At 36.9% G+C, this 20,133-nt stretch carries 17 protein-coding genes; 7 read left to right on the top strand and 10 right to left on the bottom strand.

From position 1 onward, the window contains the following. From PLJ10_12625 to PLJ10_12615, 3 genes are all read right to left on the bottom strand, one after another. On the bottom strand, positions 1–2,411 hold a 2,411-nt coding region (locus PLJ10_12625), incomplete at its 3' end, for a DUF4838 domain-containing protein (protein ID HOK10488.1). Position 2,412: 1 nt separating this feature from the next. Next, positions 2,413–3,435, bottom strand: a complete 1,023-nt coding sequence (locus PLJ10_12620) for a uroporphyrinogen decarboxylase family protein (protein ID HOK10487.1) — start codon at positions 3,433–3,435, stop codon at positions 2,413–2,415. A 181-nt stretch (positions 3,436–3,616) separates the two neighbouring features. Continuing rightward, positions 3,617–4,417 carry a hypothetical protein gene (locus PLJ10_12615; GenBank protein HOK10486.1) on the bottom strand — a complete coding sequence of 267 codons (801 nt, stop codon included), beginning with the start codon at positions 4,415–4,417 and terminating at the stop codon, positions 3,617–3,619. A gap of 81 nt (positions 4,418–4,498) precedes the next feature. Between PLJ10_12615 and PLJ10_12610 the strand changes: the two genes are divergently transcribed. The 5 genes from PLJ10_12610 to PLJ10_12590 all read left to right on the top strand — a co-directional run bounded on the left by PLJ10_12610 (position 4,499) and on the right by PLJ10_12590 (position 10,129). After that, positions 4,499–5,464: a MoxR family ATPase gene (locus PLJ10_12610; protein HOK10485.1), complete on the top strand. Its 966-nt coding sequence runs from the start codon at positions 4,499–4,501 to the stop codon at positions 5,462–5,464. 99 nt (positions 5,465–5,563) lie between these two features. Beyond that, complete coding sequence (locus PLJ10_12605; protein HOK10484.1) at positions 5,564–6,499, top strand: serine/threonine-protein kinase; 936 nt, start codon at positions 5,564–5,566, stop codon at positions 6,497–6,499. A gap of 7 nt (positions 6,500–6,506) precedes the next feature. Next, positions 6,507–7,853, top strand: a complete 1,347-nt coding sequence (locus PLJ10_12600) for a L,D-transpeptidase family protein (GenBank protein HOK10483.1) — start codon at positions 6,507–6,509, stop codon at positions 7,851–7,853. Positions 7,854–7,893: 40 nt separating this feature from the next. Next, positions 7,894–9,555 (top strand): sensor domain-containing diguanylate cyclase, encoded by a 1,662-nt coding sequence (locus tag PLJ10_12595; protein HOK10482.1) that lies wholly within the window; start codon positions 7,894–7,896, stop codon positions 9,553–9,555. 4 nt (positions 9,556–9,559) lie between these two features. After that, entirely contained in the window at positions 9,560–10,129 is a 570-nt protein-coding gene (locus PLJ10_12590) for a DUF1318 domain-containing protein (GenBank protein ID HOK10481.1), read from the top strand. Positions 10,130–10,196: 67 nt separating this feature from the next. Here the strand turns inward: PLJ10_12590 and PLJ10_12585 are convergent, their stop codons facing one another. The 5 genes from PLJ10_12585 to PLJ10_12565 form a co-directional block, all read right to left on the bottom strand. After that, complete coding sequence (locus PLJ10_12585) at positions 10,197–11,642, bottom strand: hypothetical protein (protein ID HOK10480.1); 1,446 nt, start codon at positions 11,640–11,642, stop codon at positions 10,197–10,199. Between the two features lie 194 nt (positions 11,643–11,836). Then, on the bottom strand, positions 11,837–13,432 hold the full coding sequence (locus tag PLJ10_12580) for a fucose isomerase (protein HOK10479.1): 1,596 nt from the start codon (positions 13,430–13,432) through the stop codon (positions 11,837–11,839). 75 nt (positions 13,433–13,507) lie between these two features. Beyond that, positions 13,508–14,575 (bottom strand): Gfo/Idh/MocA family oxidoreductase, encoded by a 1,068-nt coding sequence (locus PLJ10_12575; protein ID HOK10478.1) that lies wholly within the window; start codon positions 14,573–14,575, stop codon positions 13,508–13,510. A gap of 214 nt (positions 14,576–14,789) precedes the next feature. Beyond that, complete coding sequence (locus PLJ10_12570; GenBank protein ID HOK10477.1) at positions 14,790–15,767, bottom strand: DUF1559 domain-containing protein; 978 nt, start codon at positions 15,765–15,767, stop codon at positions 14,790–14,792. A 216-nt stretch (positions 15,768–15,983) separates the two neighbouring features. Further along, positions 15,984–16,466, bottom strand: a complete 483-nt coding sequence (locus tag PLJ10_12565) for an MBL fold metallo-hydrolase (GenBank protein ID HOK10476.1) — start codon at positions 16,464–16,466, stop codon at positions 15,984–15,986. A gap of 130 nt (positions 16,467–16,596) precedes the next feature. Here PLJ10_12565 and PLJ10_12560 point away from each other — a divergent pair, with 130 nt between their 5' ends. Then, a complete protein-coding gene (locus tag PLJ10_12560; protein HOK10475.1) occupies positions 16,597–17,172 on the top strand; it encodes a DUF996 domain-containing protein in 576 nt (191 codons plus the stop codon). A gap of 218 nt (positions 17,173–17,390) precedes the next feature. Continuing rightward, positions 17,391–17,801 (top strand): hypothetical protein, encoded by a 411-nt coding sequence (locus tag PLJ10_12555; protein HOK10474.1) that lies wholly within the window; start codon positions 17,391–17,393, stop codon positions 17,799–17,801. Between the two features lie 50 nt (positions 17,802–17,851). On the opposite strand, the gene PLJ10_12550 is transcribed toward PLJ10_12555, so the two are convergent. Both PLJ10_12550 and miaA read right to left on the bottom strand, forming a co-directional pair. Further along, positions 17,852–19,189: a glycosyltransferase family A protein gene (locus PLJ10_12550; GenBank protein HOK10473.1), complete on the bottom strand. Its 1,338-nt coding sequence runs from the start codon at positions 19,187–19,189 to the stop codon at positions 17,852–17,854. Beyond that, a complete protein-coding gene (miaA, locus tag PLJ10_12545) occupies positions 19,186–20,130 on the bottom strand; it encodes a tRNA (adenosine(37)-N6)-dimethylallyltransferase MiaA (GenBank protein ID HOK10472.1) in 945 nt (314 codons plus the stop codon). Before miaA ends, PLJ10_12550 begins: the two co-directional genes overlap by 4 nt. Between the last annotated feature and the right edge of the window lie 3 nt (positions 20,131–20,133).

Genomic DNA, 20,133 nt, shown 5'->3' with positions numbered 1-20,133 from the left:
GACAACTGTTGCAATTCCAACTGGAGAAATGCTCCTTTATCGCAAAAGTATATTCCTATACCAGTAGTGTCTTCTTGAATAATATTTTGTAGTGTATAAGCAAACGGTTGATATGCAAGATCTATTTGTTTTACCCTTTCCCATCTCTGGTTATGGTTACCCCATATTTCTATCATTTTGTCGTCTCTATCTAACGTAAATCGTGGGATAATATAAAATGAGACTATTTCTTCTTTGGTGTTTTGATTATCACAGGTATACTCAAAAATAATATCTCGATTATCTCCCAATGTTATTTTCCGTTGTAATAACACACCTTCCCCAATGTCTTTTTCAATTGTAATTTTATTACTTTCCGATTCTTTCAAAAGGCATTTACCATCAAAAGGTATTCCACATCTAAAATCTGATATGTCCTTATATTCATTCCATAGAAAATATGGATTAAGCCCTTTCTGGAAGGCAGAGAGATATTCTATCCCTGATGATTTATCTTGCATACGTATAATTGCCCCTCTGTTTTCGGGAACAATCCATAACGTATAAAATTCATTATCTAAAGAACACCTGCGGAATGATGAAGAACGATTAGATGTTGTATCGGAACAAATCCATTTGGGAACAATCTCGCGATATGAAACAAAAAACCCTTTCTGCAAAGAGGCTTCTATCTTATCTATATTCTTCCAAAAAGATTCTTTCTGTGCTGTATTAACTCGGTTTTCTATAATTTTGTCTTCTTGAATTTGAATTTCTGGTGGGCAAATTAAGGATGAATAATAAAGAGGCATGGTAGTTTGTAAAACACGATTATAAACCTCCTCACTATAAAAGGTCATATTCATTGTTTGTTGAATTATTTTTTCTGCAAATGTAGTATAATCTGCATTCCACCAAGGGACTCTTTGATAAATGCTACACCTAACATTATTTTTCTTAACAAACTCCTTCTGATAATTTAAAAACTCTGCAAACTTGGTACCTGCCGAACCATAATATATACTTAAAAACCGATTTATCTCCTCCTCTATAATTAAATCGGGATCCCATATCAACCTTGCTAAAATATATGATTTAAGGGCACCAAATTCAGTAAATGGAAATACCTTCTGTGATGGGGTGCAAATAATAATCCCACGAACTTGATAATGGTCAAATAATTGGATATTTTTTTGGAAATTAAACAACTCTGCTTGATGAAATAACCCACAATAATAATTAGCCCCTACATAATATTGTATAAGAATATTAGGTGTTATATTAGACCATGCTTTCAGATCATCGAGAAAACAGGCATTTGTAGTAGAAGTAGGGTTATCTAATGAATTCGCCACATCACAAGTATCCGTAGATAAAGCAAGAAATATTTTTTGGTGAACTTGCATATTTTGCGGAGCTTTACGTAAGGAATTCCTCAAAGATAGACAAAATCTAAGATCTCTTTCCGAATAAAGTTTTTCAATTTCTTCAACGACATCATTCAACATTTTTAACAAAGGACTGATAATCGCACCAGTGTTATTAACCAACTCCTGACAATTCTTACACGAACAAACGTTATCTATATCACCAGTATCAATCATCCAAAATTTACGTTCAGGATATGAATCAATTTGCCTCTTAATAAAGTTTAGAAAGGTGCGTTTTATTGTTTCGGAGGTGAAACATACAGGATTGCCTTTGTTAGATAGTTTCACTTCGAGTTCTTTTGTATTAGATGTACCTTCATTAATTTGCAAGCATTTATAAATGGGTATTGGTACAAGGTCTTTTTCAGGTATTGACAACGATAAATGCAACCCCTCCTTCCTATCACCATCCATCTTAAATTCAGGCAGGTCAGAAAGAAAAAAGCGATATTCAAAATGTGGTGAAAATTTATAATCTATCTCTTTAAGGCGATAACCTAAAGGTGGTGTGTGTGTGTAAGATGAAGATAACCATGCTACATTCAAATAACGTTCAAAGAAGGTATAAACGCCATGGAGTGTCCCTAAATCTGTCTTTCCACAGATTAGCAATTGTTTTGCCACACCTTTTTGGGCATATTTCCTTGTGGGTGTGTAAGTTCGTATGATAAACCCTTCTTCACCCAGGTCCTCCAATTCTTCCGAGTGTATCAATTCTTGTGTGCATAGTTCTGGACCCAACCAGATATTTAATAGCCCTTGATTTGTATTAGAGATACTAATAGGTCTATATGTGCACAATTCCCAATATTTTTTGAAAACCTCAGCAGAATGTTGGAGAATAGGAGAAGCATTTACTGGGATAACAATATTCATATCCCGATATAGTGAAGCGTCAATCCAATCTTTCATTTCCACATCATCTGATTGGGCAAATAATAGAAATGGAGAAAATATAAAGACAAATATCAATCCCAACCGTATCCAACCAATGTGTGTCATATTATGTTTCCTTGTTGCACTCACTATTAGCGATTTGCTTTAACGAAATTACCGCATCTTTAAACGCTATCAAATTTTCTATAGGTGTCCCTGGTGGAATATCACAACCGGATGATATTACGAACCGTTCATATCCCAACATTTTTTTGAGTAACGCTATAGTGTTTTCTCTAACTTTTTCTGGTGCTCCCTGTAGAAATGTTTCTGTTGGATTTAAATTTCCCATCAAAACAACATTCTCAGGGACACGTGGATAAATATCATAAGGTTCTGTTACTGAACCTACGTGGAGTACTTCCACTTCCGTCGCACAAAGACTTTCAACAAGATGTAAAACTCTCCCACAATTATGCAAAACAGGGATTTTCCCCTTATCTTTAATTACATTTACAATTCTCTTAATATAATTATTAGAAAACTCATTAGCATCATTTTCATCTAACATTCCCGATGCAGGTTCTAATATAACCAAACCATCAATTCCTGTAATAAGTAATGCTGATGCATATTGTTCCAACAAGCCATGTACCTTTTCTAATACATGATGAACGAGTTCAGGTTCTAATTTTATTGCAATGGAAATCTCTGTCATCCCCATCAAACGACCTGCTACCGAAAAGGGTCCAAGGATATATCCCCAAACCCATTTATTAGGAAATTCCATTTTCAATTTTCTACATGCCTCAACGAAAATGCCTAATCTATTACCTTCCCCAATTTCAGGTATTGGTAAAAATTTTACATCGTTTGCGTCAGCGATTATTTTTCCCGTGATAGCAGGTAGTTCATCAATATCCCAGTTGATATTCGCCCCAAATGCCTCCGCTTCTACAGTTAAATCCATCATCGGAAAAACAATATCAAAATCGCACACTTTCTGCAAGGCAATAATAGTTTCTGCTTGTAGTATCCCGTTATTCAGGTTCTCTTTCACTGTGGATTTTGTTAATGAAGTGCCAGGAAAACTTGCAAATGGACAACACAATACTTCCTTTGAACCTTTGACGATATCTAAAAATGTCATATTTATTTCCTGCTTTTATTTAATGATACACATTCCGCTTATTATCTCATTTTTTGGTACTTTATACCTATCCTGCATACCTAAAACTCAAAGTTAGTTTTGTTTACTCTACCCGACGTGTCCAACATGTCTAATTTGTCTGACCACATCTAACACTCCAAAATAATAATTTTTATTTACTTTATCTATTTATAATACGTATCCTTACTGATGGAAATTCTCCTACAAGTCGGTCATCAATAGTAGAAAAAAGGTCAGATATATTGCTGATAATAGTAACATCATATCCACCAGAAGGATAAGCCATAGGATAACCTCTCATACCTCCCATTCCGCCAGAAAAACGATTTGCCCCATAATTTGGAATCCCTGAACCTGTATAGTACGTGTTAGGGGACACGGATGGATTCCTTAAAACAATTTTCCTACTGCTGTCATAACCTCTATTTTCTGGCATATATAGAGAATAATAACTTTTTGTAAGGGGTAATTGCTGTTGTCTGTGCAGAATGTCTGCACGTTGTTCTTGAGGATAATAATTTATTCTTTGTTGATTATTTTGATATGTATTCCCTTTAAGTCTCAATAGAATTGGGGAGGAACTATTTATTTCTTTTGTAGCACTATTATATGTATGCAATAATGGTGCACTCATTTCTACTTTTTGTAAAGTGTTAATTGATGTGTAGGTGTTTTTAGCCTCAGATGAATGTTGTTTATCCCATTTTGTTTTTAATTCTGAACGTTTTTCAGGCTCATCATAAAATATAGAATTTTCTGCAATTGCTTTCTTCTGTATACTGTTGATAGTTCCATCATTAGGATTTAAAATATATAGCAAATTATCACCTTCAATAATAAAAACATCTGTGTATGTCTTTGTAGGCGTGACCAGAACATCAGCAGACAGACAGAGCGAATAAAAATATATTTCGATTAAGAAGATTAATAATAACAACATTTTATTTTTTATTCTGTTCATAATTTTAATCCCCAATTATTCTTTTTACTCCTCATAATATATAATAACATTAAATGTACCAATTTCAAAGGTGATGACTTTATGGCAGGACAATTTCGGGAAATAGTCAAAGAACTCGTCCAGAACATAGAGACTGTAATTCTTGATAAAGGACAGGTCATACGAATTGCTTTGTCAGCGTTTCTTTCTGGTGGACATGTCTTACTTGAAGACGTTCCAGGTGTGGCAAAAACAATGTTAGCCAGAGCATTAGCCATTTCCAGTGGATGTACCTACACACGGATTCAATGTACCCCTGACCTTTTACCCACCGATGTTACTGGTGTTTCTATCTTCAATCAAAAAACACAAAGTTTTGAGTTTCGACAAGGACCTATTTTCAGCCACGTTGTTGTCGCTGATGAAATTAACCGTGCCACACCGAGAACACAATCTGCTCTTTTAGAAGCCATGGCAGAAGGGCAAGTTTCTGTTGATGGAAAAACATATATTTTGAATCAGCCGTTTATTGTATTTGCAACTCAAAATCCTGTTGAACATGAAGGCACGTTTCCGTTGCCAGAGGCACAATTAGACCGCTTTATGATACGTTTATCCATGGGATATCCAGGAATAATGGCAGAATTAGACATGTTAGAGCGGTTGAGATTATCACATCCAATTGAAAACCTAAAGCCCGTAACAGACCCTCAAACCATTGTACAAATGCAGATGAAAGTCCGTGAAATTTTTGTACATCCTAAAGTTCGCGAATATATGTTACGAGTTATCGCTCGAACACGGGACCATGCTCATGTACTTTTAGGAGCAAGCCCACGTGCTTCATTGATGCTGTTTCGTTGCTGTCAGGGATATGCTGCAGTATTAGGTAGAGGATATGTCATCCCTGATGATGTGAAGGCATTGATATCTCCTGTGTTGGAACATCGGTTAATACTCAATCCAGAAAGCAGACTCCGAAAAGTAACTATCTCATCCGTTATAAAGGAAATATTAAATGAGATACCAGTACCTTCTGCCAGTGTTAATCAGTGGAAAACTCCCTGAATATAATTTATTATTTTCTATATAATTTATGGTATTATTAATATATAACTGGCAAATGAAAAAATATATTAAGGATGAATACTCAGCCGAAGAGGGGCTATGTTCTGGATATTTAAACGCAAAAAAGATGAAGATTCTCAACCTATAACTAAATCAGACTTTGACGACCCTAATAAAGTCGAACTTGAGATTAAGCAAGTTGGACCGTATGAAATCATTGCACCAATTGGTAGCGGTGGTATGGGAACGGTATACAAAGCGATAGACCGTTCAAAAGACCTTACCGTTGCTGTTAAAGTGCTTGACCCACGTTTTGATGAAGACCCAAAACGACGCAAACAAGATTTCCTCGGCAGGGAAGTAATGATTGCCGCATCATTAAACCATCCAAATATTATTAAAATGGATAAAAATATCCATGAGGCTATTGACATAATGGGACGGCTCCGTCGGTGTATTGTTATGGAATATATTGACGGGTACAACCTAAAAAAACATATTATAGAACGTGATTTGAACATACGCCAAATGATTGATATTTGTATAAAACTATGTCACGGACTTGATTACTTGCATCAGCATGGAATCGTTCATAGGGATGTAAAACCTGCAAATTTCCTATTCTCAAAAGATGGTAAACAGGTAAAAATTGTGGATTTTGGTCTATCCAAAACAAATGCAACATGGCGTGGTTGGCTTATGAAAGAAACTGGTGGGACACGTCTTTACATGTCTCCCGAACAGATACTAAAAAAGAATTTAGACCTACGTTCCGATATCTTTTCATTCGGAATTACAATGTATGAACTCTTTTCAGGAAAACATCCGTGCGAAGGAAATGATGCAAAAATAGTTACACGACAATTAATAGACCCAAACTATAAATTTGTTCCTCCATCATCTCATAATCCGCAGATAACACCTGCTTTAGATAGGATTATCTTAAAATCACTACGTCGAAAAATTGAAAATCGATATCAATCTATGACTGAACTATTATTAGATTTAACACGAGCAACAGAATCGAGAATCTGATTAAACTATGCCAAAACAATACTTTTCCTCAAAAAAGAAATCAGACAGAACGTTACTCCGTATCTTCATAGCGGTAATATTAATGCTTATTGCTGTTTATGGTGTATACAGACTTATATATTGGTCTCCCGAATTTATGAAAAACAAAAATATAGTTGAAAAAATCCTTCCTACCTCAGAAAAAACAAATGAGAACCCATTTGAATACTTTAAAAAACTTTGGGATGAATCCAAATATGATGAACTCCGTACTGAACTAAAAAAATACATAAAGAAGGAAAAAAATACTGAAAATCTGACACAAGCGTGTCTGATGCTCATAAATGTTGAAAAAAAAGCGGGTAATATGAATGATGCCTTTTCCGTTGCAGAAGAGGCACAACAAAAATGCACAGGTAGTATGCAATATCCTTACCTTCTATATCAGTATGCCCTTACTGCAGAAGACATCAACAAAAAGGACATTGCTCGTTCTACATACCAGACCATTATTGACCGCTTTTCAAAAGGAAATCGAGTTTATGGTTATTATGGATTAGCACGTTTAGAAGAAAAGGAAAATAATAAAATTAAAGCACGTGATTATGCACAGTTAGCAGTTGCTGATGCACCATGGGATTCAGATATTTGGAATGAGGCACTGGATTTATTAGGAAAATTAAATGTTGAACTTATTTTTTCAAATATACCGACACCAGAAAGTAGAGTTTATACCGTCCAGAAAGGAGATACAATCATTACTATCGGTACTAAACTAAACACGCCAGTAGGAATGCTTTGTCGTGCTAACCAATTGGAAGAAAATGCTGTTCTTCGTCCCAATCAAACCTTAAAGTATACCCCCAAAGATTTTAGACTTTTCGTGGAACGTTCTAAATGTCGTGCCTTTTTAGTAGATGACCAAGGAATCTTCAAACGATACAAAGTCGGGTTAGGAAAACCAGGCCATGAAACCGCATTAGGCAGTTACAAAATAGGGAATAAACAGAAAAATCCAACGTGGTTTAAACCTGGTGAAGGACCTATCCCTGCTGGAGACCCCCGAAATGAATTGGGAACACGTTGGATGCCATTAGTTCCATCTGAGCCAGGCTTGCCAACAGATTTGGGACTTCATGGGACAATTGCACCAGAAACCGTCGGAACATATTCATCAAATGGATGTGTTCGTTTCTATCCAGAAGAAGTAGAAGAAATTTATGATCTAATAGTCCGCTCTACACCAGTATTCATAAAAGAAGTTGTTAATTACGAAGATATATTCCCCATCGAAAAGATTGATGTAGGTATTTCTGAAACAACCCCAGAAAAAAAACAGGATACAGAAACAAAAACAGAAATAAAAACCCCTTAATAAATATTTTCAATAGCACTTCACTGTAAAGGCAAGAATAATGTCATTGGTGGAAAATAACAATAATAACAAGCAAACCCTTAAAGAAAAAATTCATTCCGCTGGTTTCAATCAAATCCAACCTACACATAAAGCATTAATTTCAATTAATGATGCAGGATTGTATTACAGTCTTTGTGACGAAGCAATACGAAATATATCCCACAGTAAGATAGAAAATCTTATTGTAATTGGTGATTCTGAGACTATGATGCAACTAACAGAAATCGAAAAAATATTTCCAAATATAACAAAAATTATTACATTTGGAAACGTACCATCTAATTGGGATATCCCCGTTGAATATCATGTCCCCCCTCCTTTTTTTCAACCAGCAGACCGTATTTTGATTCTGGTATCTCCTATGATTGCGTTAGCCTTTCTCGGAACGATTACAAACATAAAAAACACTAATAATCATAGTAACTTTGACGGAGCATGGTCATACCATCATCAATACATCCGTCACCTGCTCCAATTATTCACACCTACGTTATTGGCTGAATATACTCCTTCAAAAGAGCATTTGGAACAAATTATAGAAATTACAACACGAATTATGTCTTTTCATTCAAACATGATAGTAGGGCATGAATCCTCAATTGAATTAGATAAGAATGAATTAGCGACCGTGTTAGAAATTCTGAAAGCCATCTCATCGAAAAAACATGCCCGTGACGTGCTATATGTCTTTGTCGAACAAATATCGCATGTCGTCCCTTCAGACCGTTGTTCCATAGTCCGCGTATGGGGGCAAGAAGATGTCGTACATGTCCTTGCTTCACATGATGATGCAAATTTATATGATATTACTGTTCCTTTAATCAAATACCCTGAAATACGAAAAGCCCTATCTATTGGTGATAAAGTTGTTATTAATAACGTCAAACAAGACCCAATAACACAACCATGCCTCGAATCTCTTATAAAAAAAGGTATTAATTCAATCTTGGTTATTCCTATTATTCTATATGACCCAGAAGTAGGCTCCCTATTATTACGTGCAGTGCGACGCGAAGCAACCTTTTCATTACAGGAAATAAATTTCTTTGAGATAGTAACCAATGCTGCCGCAAATGCTCTTGAAAAGGCACAGTTATTTGAAACAGTGCAAGAAGCCAATAAAAAGCTGGAACAATTAGCTATTACAGATGGACTTACAGGTATCTATAACCACCGCTATTTTAGAGAGCGGCTAGAGGAGGAAGTCCTTCGTAGCTTACGTTACAATCTACCTTTATCATGTGCTTTGTTTGATATTGATGATTTTAAAAAGTGTAACGATAACTACGGGCATCTTTTCGGCGACGCAGTTCTAAAAGAAATAGCCCTACGTATTCAACAAGCAGTCCGTCGAACAGATATTGTCGCAAGATACGGTGGTGAAGAGTTCATTATCATCATGCCACAGACAACATTAGATGGTGCATACATTCAGGCAGAACGAATAAGAAAGATTATTGAAGAAAAACCATTTGAACATATGGGGAAGAAGATAAATATTACAATAAGTGGCGGTGTGGCAGAGGTTGTTCAGAATGAAGTATTATCTGTTGAAGATTTATTGCGTATAGCTGACCAATGCCTTTACCGTGCTAAACGGGAAGGTAAAAATAAGGTCATTGCACCAAAAAATGTAACCCTAAACCAAACAGAGGAATAAAAAAATGAAAGGTAAATTTATATTTTTTATCTATACCATAATCGGTGTCATTTCATTGATAGCCTTTACATCCTGTGGAACATTAGTTCACTCATTTATACGAGTAAAACCAGACTATACGTCATTACCTCAAGAAGACCTTTTAAAAACCGCACAATACATCGAAGAAAAAATCTGGGCTGGCGAACGTGAACCAGATGTATCAAATCTCGGGATAAATTTAGATACACCTCAAATAAAACAGGCAATCCGTACCCGTGCAGTTCGTCATGAATTAATAAAAGACCTTCTTGATAAAGGCTTTGTTTATGAACAAAATAGCGGACTTATTGCGATTCAGCGAAATAGTTCCTACAAAAAAAGCACAACACGGCAACAGCGAGATAAAAATGCTCTGGTTGTAATGGGAGAAAACAGCGACCGCTGGGCTCTTTACGAAGGTATTGTCAAAGCCAACAATTATCCACCCAAATCCCTATCCGCTATTCAGGACTCCTTTTACCGTGCACGAACCCAATGCCTCCAGCAAGGACACAAATACCAAACCCCTGACGGAAAAATCACCCAAAAATAGCCTTTTCCCTGTCCGACTCGTCTGACGTGTCCAACTCGTCCGACTTGTCCGACGTGTCCGACCCATCCTATTCCACAGGTTGCCAAACCTGAACATTATGAGGCTCAATACCGTATGTCAAGGTATTATCTTTCACCTCAACTTCTATTTGTGTGTAATACTCACGATATTTTTGACCTGAGGATAAGTAGGGAGAACTCAAATGATAACGAATCCCACATTCATGCCATTCATTAACAAGTAAAATCCATGGGTGTTGCTGATAAATCTTTACCAGTGCAAGAACACCACGATCCCCCGAGCCAAATATCTCATCCTGCGTTATACTCACAGGTTGCGAGGCGTCTTCTGCGGAAAGGACTGGTTGGAGAGATTTAATTTCTTTCGCAAATGTTAACAAGTCAGACCATAGTTGCATATCTCGGGGAACATAATGCGTTCCCCAAAACAAAATACCACGAGCCCCATTGACAATACAATCAAAACCCATAAAACGAATTTCATTAAGTGTCGGTGGCCGAAATCCTTTCTGTTCACTACCACTCCGTTCATATACATCCCCCTGCAACATTCCCCAATCAAATCCTTGAATCACCATCCACACAGGTTTTTGTGGGTCTATTTCCTGCATTCGGCGGGTATAGGCACCCACAGATGCCATCGTTTGGTCCATCAAGTCAGAATGCCGTAGTTTAGGATGCATTGGCACAGGATAAATATCACAACCAACAATATCAGCACAGGCACTAAATTTACGCAGACTTTCCATCGAATTACGCGGAGCATGATTTGCCCATACTGGATGCTTCGGGTCTACTTCTTTGATAATTTGATAGGCTTGATGAAGTTTTTCTAATTCATCCGCCTTAAATCTCTCTATATCTGCCATAGAATAATTTGCAAAAGGTGAAGTTTCACCAAGCCTCTGCCAAATTTGCTCTACAATTCCTTCCCCTTCTGCCCATAAACCCTTACTGTAGAATTCTATTGCTTTCTGTAATTTAGCAGTTAAGTCTTCTTTCAGTTTTTCATCTGTAATTTGCGTTAATTTCTCCCGTATTGCCTGCGGTTCTTTATACCGTTTTGCCTCATTATTGCGAAGGTATATGTTCCATAATGCTTCATCAGGCATCTCCCAGACAAAAAAGGAAGGATGCCCTGAACACAGATTTATCAATTTCATAAGTTCCTGTTTTCGTGTTTCCGCATCCGAAGAAGCAATTGCAGAATGGATATTTGCCCATGCCATCAAATTATGTGCTTTAGCAACATTCAGTTGTTCCTCACTGGGACTGATTGAAATCAAATTAAACCCAGCGTCTGCTACCATTTGTAATTCATTAGGGTCATCGGTCTTTGGGCTATACAGTCCCAAAATGAAGGTTCTTTGCCCATTAACAATAAGCATCCTATCCTTGGCAATAGTTGCTTCTACACCATAGGATACAACACATAGCATCTGTGCGATTATGGCTACAGTTGCGAACATAATAAACATACTATTCTTGGTCATATTACCCTTTTCCTTGTTCTTAATTTACTACTGATAAATTTTGTTTTGTATAGATACAATATCAAATTTACATATCAATCCTCTAAACAAATATGATAGCCACGGAAAAGTAATTTAGGGGCAACTTACAAATTGCCCCTGAGAATGTTCAGTATCTAATTATTTCTATTCAAAAATACGCTTTATTTCTATAATTATTTTAGAAATCTCTTTCGGGCTTCACCAGCAACACGTGTAGGAATACCTAACGCACGACAGGTAGCCACAAGTTCCGCCAATACATCACCGTATCCGATTACAATATGATTTGACATATGTGAAGACATTAATTGGTCTCGGTCATACCCTGGAATATGAACATTAGCAATTGGCCATTCTGGCGTAGTTCTTTTTAGACGGTCTTGTAACTCTTCTTCGGGAACCTCGACAACTTCTCCCAGTCCACAGTCCATACCTAATTTACCATAAGCCTCATAACATCTTGCCCAGGTAATAACTCCTGGTTTTGATACCCCTGAACATGTTCCACCTCCAAGTGGGAAGTACATTGGTGGTTGGCGGTATACCTTGGTATTTTTCCAGCCACCAAAGTGGGCTGGAGGTGCTCCACCTGAAATAAGGAATATCCAAAGGAATTTACCTTCAAATTCACGTCCCCAACGAACATCATGAAGAGTTGTTTCAGGTGGCATCTTTTTGCGTGAATAAATTTCACATAGTAAGAGTTGAGGAACTCCAGCACCAATATCCCCTTCATTGAAGTGAACAATAGGTTTACCATCAAAAATAATTTGTTTCGTTTCTGGGTCACGAACAGGAGGACGGTCTGAATTATTAAGCATACCCTCAACTAAGTCAGATGCAGGACAACAACGTACCAAACCATACTGATATGGCACACCCACAGCACTTAATCCATACCTCGCAACCATACGCGCTACCGCACTATACATTTTCATTTGCGAAAGTACCTGGTCATATACAAGGTCTGTAAATTTATTTGTGCCCCAATCAAACCAAGCACCTTTTTTAACAAGCCAGTCTAAGTGCTTTTGTGCTTCTTCATCCGATACAAGATTCATTTCTGCCAACAAATCAGATTGGTTTAAATACTCAATAGGCATGCCAACCGCACCTAATTTGGCAGGGTCCATTACTGCATTGAGCATGCCCATACAGCCAGGGTCAAACTGTCCCATAATTCGCCGTTGACGTAATATATCCTCAGCCAATTTCTTACCAAACTGTTCTGCAGATGGGGGAATACTTAACTTTTCTGCATTCGTTAGATGACTTAAATCATGAACAACTTTTCCTGTATCCAACCAATCCTTTAATTTCTTCATGAATACAGGGTCATCAGAGAAAGTCTCACTCCACAATCTTGAATGTGGAATATTTAATCGGTCTAAAGAAGCAGAATGATTTAACAAAGCAACAAGCCCTGGCCATGTCCCATCAAAATTCGCCAATAATAATATAGGACCACGATGCGTTGCTAACGGACCAGCAACGTGATGAGCGTATGCCCAGATATTGAGCACAACAATAACAGGAGCATCAGGCTCAATTTGAGAAAATACGTGTATCCCTTCACATTGCCTCGTAATAAAGCCATGTTTCTTCTTTGTATCATAACCTGGCAAAACTTTAGTTTGATACCCTAATTTTTTTAGGGATTTCTGCAACAAGCCTAACGTTTTTTCCTGCATTTGCCAGCCGACGCGACATGCCGCATCCCGAAAATCGCCATTATTAACAAGATATACCACTTTTTTAGATGTAGCCATAATTTTTACTCCTTTTATATGTTGAAATCTGAAATTTTATAATACTTATGATAAAGGTGAAAGTTCAAAAAATAGTTATCGAATAACTACCTCTTTATTCTTCGTTGATGATTCATAAAGTGCATCTATAATTTTTTGCACATTCAATGATTGCTCCGGCTGAACAATAACCGACTTATCTTGTTCTACACATTCGGTAAAGTGTCGAATTTCTTTTCGATGCCCATCTTCCTGAGATAACCAATCCCATGTATAACGTGTTAATGATGAATGGTCTGCAGAATATACGCCCGGAGGATGTGTTGTTAAGCCTGCTTTATCACCTAACACAGTAACATTATAAACCTCTTCCGGAATATTTGCCGCCCAGGAGAAACGTATTTGCATTGTCACACCATTTTCAAATCTTACAAATCCAGTTGCATAATCTTCCACATCAAATTCTTTAACATTATAAGGAACACCCCAATCAGCATTAAATAAATCCAGACGGTCTCCAAACATACGATATACCTTCGCCGAGGCAGATACAGGCTTCGGACAGCCCATGAGCCAGTAGCATAAATCTATCATATGGACACCAATATCGATTAACGGTCCGCCACGTGACTCTTTTGCAATATGAAATTTGCCCCAGCCAGGAATACCTCGTCTGCGGAGCCATTTTGCCTCCGCCGTATAAATATTTCCCAGAACCCCTCTATCAACAACCTCCTTTAACTTCTCTGCACCTGCCTCAAAACGCATATGCTGGGCAACCATCAACTTCCTCTTATTCTTTTTGGCAACATCAAGCATCTTCTTCGCTTCGGCTGTGTTCATAGCGATAGGCTTTTCTACAAGAACATGAGCACCTGCATGTAATGCGGATATGGTCATTGGTGCGTGAAGACGATTTTGCGTGCAAACGTCTATAATATCAAAAGAACATTTTTTCAACATCTCTTTATAGTCAGAATATACCTTCGCTTGCCTACATAGTTTTGCTTCACTTTCGCAACGGGCGATAATTGTATCGCACAAACCCGCAATTATTACTCGACCTTCCTCTTCAAGTTCTCGCCAGTAAGGTAAATGCCGTTCCTGCGCAATTGCACCACAACCAATTATACCTATTTTTAATGGCTCATTCTTTTTACCCATATACAAAAAATCCTTCTATAATTAAAATTTAAAATATTGACCAACAAGAATGACATGAATAATAAAAAATATCGAGAAATGATTACAAAAACAATAAAATGTCTTACTCGCATAAAAACAATTTAAAACAAGAAAGAAAAGAAAAACCAATTAAAAAAGAAGCAAGGGCAAATACTATTTAGCCCCTGCTTCTTACCTTTTTCTCTATAAAATATTAGAAGAAAATTCCAATAACTTGTGCTACACCAGCATTTACAGGAGGAGTACTGGCACCTGTCGGATTGTTCAAATCTTCTGCAATATAACGAATGAACTCAACATGTCCGTCTAAATAGAGAACATTTGAACCACCAGGAATGTGATTAAACCCTGCTGGGTCTGTGGCAACATGGTCAAACATAATCCAAACGGAACTTTGTGCTTGGGCTGTTGCCGCTGGATTGTTAATATCAGTTATTAGAAATCGTTCGATACCTTCTCTTAACCGATATACTGTTGAACCGCCTCCATTACCATATCCAGGGTCAACAGGGATATCCGAATCTATGTACTTCGGCCAAGTAGAAGGATTTTGATATACAGGAACCAATGCCCTTATCGCCGCCTGAACCAATTGGCCAGGTCCCGTTATTGGATTGGGAATTAATGGCGGTAACGCAGGAAATGAAATAGGAGCGTCTGTTGTCTCCGCACGGTCAAAAACCCAACCTATATATGCATAACTTTCATCAACTGCCGCCGCTCCATAGTTCGCATCGGTACAGAGCCAGCCAAATGTATTCTCGCCTGTCTCATCATTTGTTACATCATTTATGGTGCTTTGTGCATCGGAAGGGCAAAAACAAATAGCAGGGTCGGTAAGATATTCCGGATAAATCGTTGTTGGGTCTGGACCCATAGCAATAAATAAACCACCATAAGTGGATAGTGCTGGGTTTGCTGTATCGCAATCGCGAAATATCGCCTCGTTACCATCTCTTACTAAAATTCGGGGAAAGCGTTCTCCTTTGGATTCTCCTGAATACATCTTAAATACTATTCCCCATTGCTTTAAGTTATTCTGACAACTGGAACGACGTGCCGCTTCACGAGCACGTGCCAACGCAGGCAATAATATTGCCGCAAGGATGCCGATAATGGCAATAACGACGAGAAGCTCAATCAGAGTAAAACCTTTTCTTAATTTTCTCATAATACCGCCTCCTATGATTAAGGGTTAATATTAATAAAAAGATTTACAAACACAATAAATATTATTACATATAACAATATCAAAATCAATATTAAATAATCTTTGAAATGTCTAAATCTAAAAAAATCTCTTGATAAGAATGAACACATCAATTGTAAAAAGGAAACATACCCATAAATGTTAATATCCCTCATCTGCCTTGGGTCAACATTTCCTTTATATGAATTGTTTAATTTCGGTTCGACCGATAGAACCCTGGAATAGCACATCCCCTACAAAGACAAAGCCATCTCCTGCAAGGGAGATATGTCCCGGGGCATGTCCCGGGGTATATAACACCTTTAATGTTAAATTGCCTACTTTAATTTCGTCTCCTTCTTGCAAATAATCATCAGGGGGAGGAGATGCCTGGAAAGGGACACCGAATAATAGTGCCTGTTGTCCCAATGTTTGCAGGACAACCTCATTTTCTGGATGCATCAATAAAGGTGCTGATGTTGCTCTGCAAACACTTGCATTACCCCCACAATGGTCAATATGGCAATGGGTATTTATCACGGCTTTTACATTCAATTTCTCTAAATCTTTAATCAGTCTTAAATTTGATTCTCTGGGGTCAATGACAATAGCTTCCCCATTATCAATCAAAATATAAGTATTTACTAAAAACGGTGTAATTTCATAAACTTTAACTTCCAAAACGAAAACTCCTTATATTTTTTTTCTTTCATATTATATTGTAAACAGCAAATCAATATAAATTTCTATTGCTTTATATGGAACCTTTATGTATAATATTATAAACTCTAATTAAAAAAGGAGATAAATTATGAACAATAATGGAAAAGAAAAAAATTTCGGTTTATTAGGGACTATGTTTATTTTATTAACGCCTATTCCATATATTGGCTTTTTGCTTAGTATAGCAGGAATTATTTTGTTATTAATATCCATGTACAATTTCTCTCAAATTTATAATGATAAAAATATTTTTAACAAATTCCTTATTGGCTGGGTAATGGGTTTTGTGGGGATATTTATTGCTTTAATATTAGGTTTAGGTTCTCTTCTTCCTGCGATGTTGTTATCCGAGTCCTCAGGCAGAGAGGATGCAGGTATGGCAATGTTCGGATTCGGGATAATCTTTGCAATACTAATCTTTTATATTATATTTGTGTTCGGTTCTTATTTTTACAAACAGAGTTTTGATCTTTTAGGACAGTATACCGGGGTAAATCTTTTTAACCTGGCAGGGAATATTATTTTTTGGGGGGCTGTGGGTATTATATTGTTTGGGCTGGGTTTTCTGGCTATGTATGTTGGGTGGATATTAATTGCGGTAGCGTTTTACTCTATCCCCCAGTCAAAAGAAACACCGCCTCCTCAGCCGACAAGTAGTCCTTAATGGATACTATTTACTTTATTGAATGTATTTAATTTTAAGTTATCAATAGTCCTTTGTCCTTCGTGAGTAAGTATAAATAGATGTTTTAGGACTTCAAAGAAATATAACAACTTTTATTGGGTTCTTAAAATAATTAAATTTTTGTGGAATAAAACAAAATGATATGGATGTTATATATGACAAAAGTTGATTAAACCTAATCAAGAAGGAGAAGTAAGATGAAGTCGAAAAAAATTATTACCTTATCATTGATAGTGGTTGCCACTCTTGTTGTAACTATGTCGCTATTTGCAGAGCAAAGTAAAGAAGGCAAGGGTAGTTCTGGTTGCCCATACATGAAATCTTCGTCATGTTGTTCCTCCGCAAAACAAGCATGTCCAAATGACAAATCTGTAAAGTCTAATGACAAAGAAAAATCATCTAACTCACCTTGCTGTAATTCCAAGCCCTGTGATAAAAAAGATGAAGGAAATGCTGAAAAGAAAAATGTAAGTTCAAATACATCCTGCAATAACTGTTCTTGTTGCACTGCATGTAAATGTGCTGGAAACGAAGCAAAAAATACTGCTTGCTCATGTAAAGATACATGTTCCTGTTGTAGTTCTTGTTGCGAATCTACTAAAGCCTAAAATGTAGCCTATCCCTGACAAACTTACCCTATACCTCCTATCCTAAGGGATTAATTGCTGTTCAAATGGTAATTAATCCCTGCTATTTTTAATTTATCCCAACTTTTTCGAAGTGTATTTAATAGGACATGTTGTTGGTTATATTCATATTGGATGCTTTCAAAATTGATATGTTCAAATTCACTCATATTTAGTCGAACAACAAATTCTTTTAATGTCTCAAAAACCGTTGTCTCAACAAAAGCAAATTCTTTTAAGTGATTCAGCAGACGAAGTGTTTTTAAACCATCAAACCATTCATGAAGATGATATATCAATCTACTACGGTTCTTATGTTGTTTAAATATCTTGCTTGTTTTTTGAAGCCAGTAGTTAGAACTGAGGAAGTGTGCCAACTCTGGGTGTATAGTTTCTGCTTGAAGTAACATGTATTCAGCATTTTCATCAGGATGGTCAAGACACTGAATCCATCTTCTCAAAATTTCGAACGCCGAAAATGGATAAAAAGAGAAACGTTTTTCAGGCTGATTCATATATTGTTTTAATTTAGCACCTGTTCCAAAAGGTACCCGTTCTGACAAACGAGATGATGGAAAAACAGTGGCTTCAGTAATCCTTTTAATTCCACTGATTCGTGCAAGTTGTTGTAGAAAATAAAAATCTTCCCCAGCAATACGTGTACTCATTCCTCCCGATGCTGCGTAGAGTACCGCAGGTACACCGATAGTTGAACCTATAGGCAGGAAGGTATATGGTGATTGTGCATAACATAATCCAAGTTCATAGGTTCGCAAATAAATTTCATAGGCAAGCATACATAAACCTAACGGTGTATGCTCTATCGGATGTTCAGAATACATAACCCCTGCTGAATTAGGATTCTCTTTAAAAAAAGAATTCCACGTGAAAAGATAATTATCAGAAACGGTACAGTCCGCATCTAAACAGATTAGTCCACCAAAACTATTTCCTTCTTCAGCCAAATATCGCAAACCCCAGTCGAGCCCAATTTTACGAGCCAATCCAACGCCTTGCCCTACTGGAAATTCATAGCCCGCTGATGACGCATCAATAATTCCAATGGGAAAAGGTGTTTGATTTGAATACATACATGTTTTTAGAAACTCAATAGTCTCTTGATTGTTTTTTAATGCCTCAGGTGGTGATATCGTCTCATTCTGATTATTCACAACTACTATAACCAAGGTCTTTTCACATAGTTGAATAGGATTCATACTTAGTGACTGAAAAAGTGTTAAAATTCCCGCAAATTCATTATATGCAGGTATAACAACGACCTGTTCAACCCCCTTGTTCAAATGTGTCTCCAAAGACCATGGTGTTAATGTCGCTTTTTTAGTCAAATATTCAGATATTTTTTCATTCATAAATTGTTTTTTATCCATATTAATGCTTGTTCTATCTCATCACAGGTTATCCAATAAATATAGTGTCCTGAACGTTCAAATCTTCGGAACCAATGTTCTTGTTTTCTTGAAAACTCCCAGATAGCAGAACGTAACTTCTGAAACAAATCGTTTTTATTCTTAATTTTCCCCTGTAAAAATAGAAGTACATAACGGTATTCCAGACCTAATTGAAAAAGTCGTTCTTCAGATACCCCATGGTTTAAAAGTTTTTCTACCTCTTCAATAAGCCCTTGTTGAAGCCTCTTTTTTAATCTCTCTGAAATCCGATTTTTAAGAATATCACGTTCCCATCGGACACCTAAAATAATGGATTGTAATGGTGGAACCGTGATAATCTCTCCACCTTCTTTCTCTGCTATAGCAATCTCGATAGCACGGATAATTCTCTCTTTATCTAACAAATCAGTAGTGTTATGAAGTTTTGGTTTGAGTTGCATCAATTTTATCCGTAATTCTTCAATTGCCAAACTGTTTAATTCGTTTCGCAACGCTTCATTCGGAGGTGCCTTTGTTAGTGAATATCCTTCAAGAATACTTTCAAGATACAATCCTGTTCCGCCAACAATTACAGGAAATTTTCCCCGTGATAACACATCCTGTATCGCTTCTCGGAAACATCGAAGGTAATCATATAAACTAAATTCATAATCAACGGGAACAATATCAATAAGATGATACCGCACTGGCGGATAAACACCCTCATATTCATCAAGGTCTTTTCCTGTTCCGATATCAAGACCAATATAAACCTGTCGTGAATCAGCGGAAAGAATTTCTCCGTTAAGCTTGTGGGCAAGTTGCACACCTAAACGAGTTTTCCCACTTGCCGTAGGACCAAGTATAACAACACTTTTCCTGTTTTTTGAATCATTCATATTTAAATTTGTTGTATAATCTATCCA

Origin of the sequence: Candidatus Hydrogenedens sp. (genome assembly GCA_035361075.1) — a bacterium.
GTDB lineage: Bacteria > Hydrogenedentota > Hydrogenedentia > Hydrogenedentales > Hydrogenedentaceae > Hydrogenedens.
This window is presented reverse-complemented; position numbering and strand designations above follow the sequence as displayed.

Coding starts and splice junctions, on each gene's coding strand:
- PLJ10_12620 (HOK10487.1), bottom strand. CDS start 3,435: ATGACATTTTTAGATATCGTCAAAGGTTCAAAGGAAGTATTGTGTTGT.
- PLJ10_12615 (HOK10486.1), bottom strand. CDS start 4,417: ATGAACAGAATAAAAAATAAAATGTTGTTATTATTAATCTTCTTAATC.
- PLJ10_12610 (HOK10485.1), top strand. CDS start 4,499: ATGGCAGGACAATTTCGGGAAATAGTCAAAGAACTCGTCCAGAACATA.
- PLJ10_12605 (HOK10484.1), top strand. CDS start 5,564: ATGTTCTGGATATTTAAACGCAAAAAAGATGAAGATTCTCAACCTATA.
- PLJ10_12600 (HOK10483.1), top strand. CDS start 6,507: ATGCCAAAACAATACTTTTCCTCAAAAAAGAAATCAGACAGAACGTTA.
- PLJ10_12595 (HOK10482.1), top strand. CDS start 7,894: ATGTCATTGGTGGAAAATAACAATAATAACAAGCAAACCCTTAAAGAA.
- PLJ10_12590 (HOK10481.1), top strand. CDS start 9,560: ATGAAAGGTAAATTTATATTTTTTATCTATACCATAATCGGTGTCATT.
- PLJ10_12585 (HOK10480.1), bottom strand. CDS start 11,642: ATGACCAAGAATAGTATGTTTATTATGTTCGCAACTGTAGCCATAATC.
- PLJ10_12580 (HOK10479.1), bottom strand. CDS start 13,432: ATGGCTACATCTAAAAAAGTGGTATATCTTGTTAATAATGGCGATTTT.
- PLJ10_12575 (HOK10478.1), bottom strand. CDS start 14,575: ATGGGTAAAAAGAATGAGCCATTAAAAATAGGTATAATTGGTTGTGGT.
- PLJ10_12570 (HOK10477.1), bottom strand. CDS start 15,767: ATGAGAAAATTAAGAAAAGGTTTTACTCTGATTGAGCTTCTCGTCGTT.
- PLJ10_12560 (HOK10475.1), top strand. CDS start 16,597: ATGAACAATAATGGAAAAGAAAAAAATTTCGGTTTATTAGGGACTATG.
- PLJ10_12555 (HOK10474.1), top strand. CDS start 17,391: ATGAAGTCGAAAAAAATTATTACCTTATCATTGATAGTGGTTGCCACT.
- PLJ10_12550 (HOK10473.1), bottom strand. CDS start 19,189: ATGAATGAAAAAATATCTGAATATTTGACTAAAAAAGCGACATTAACA.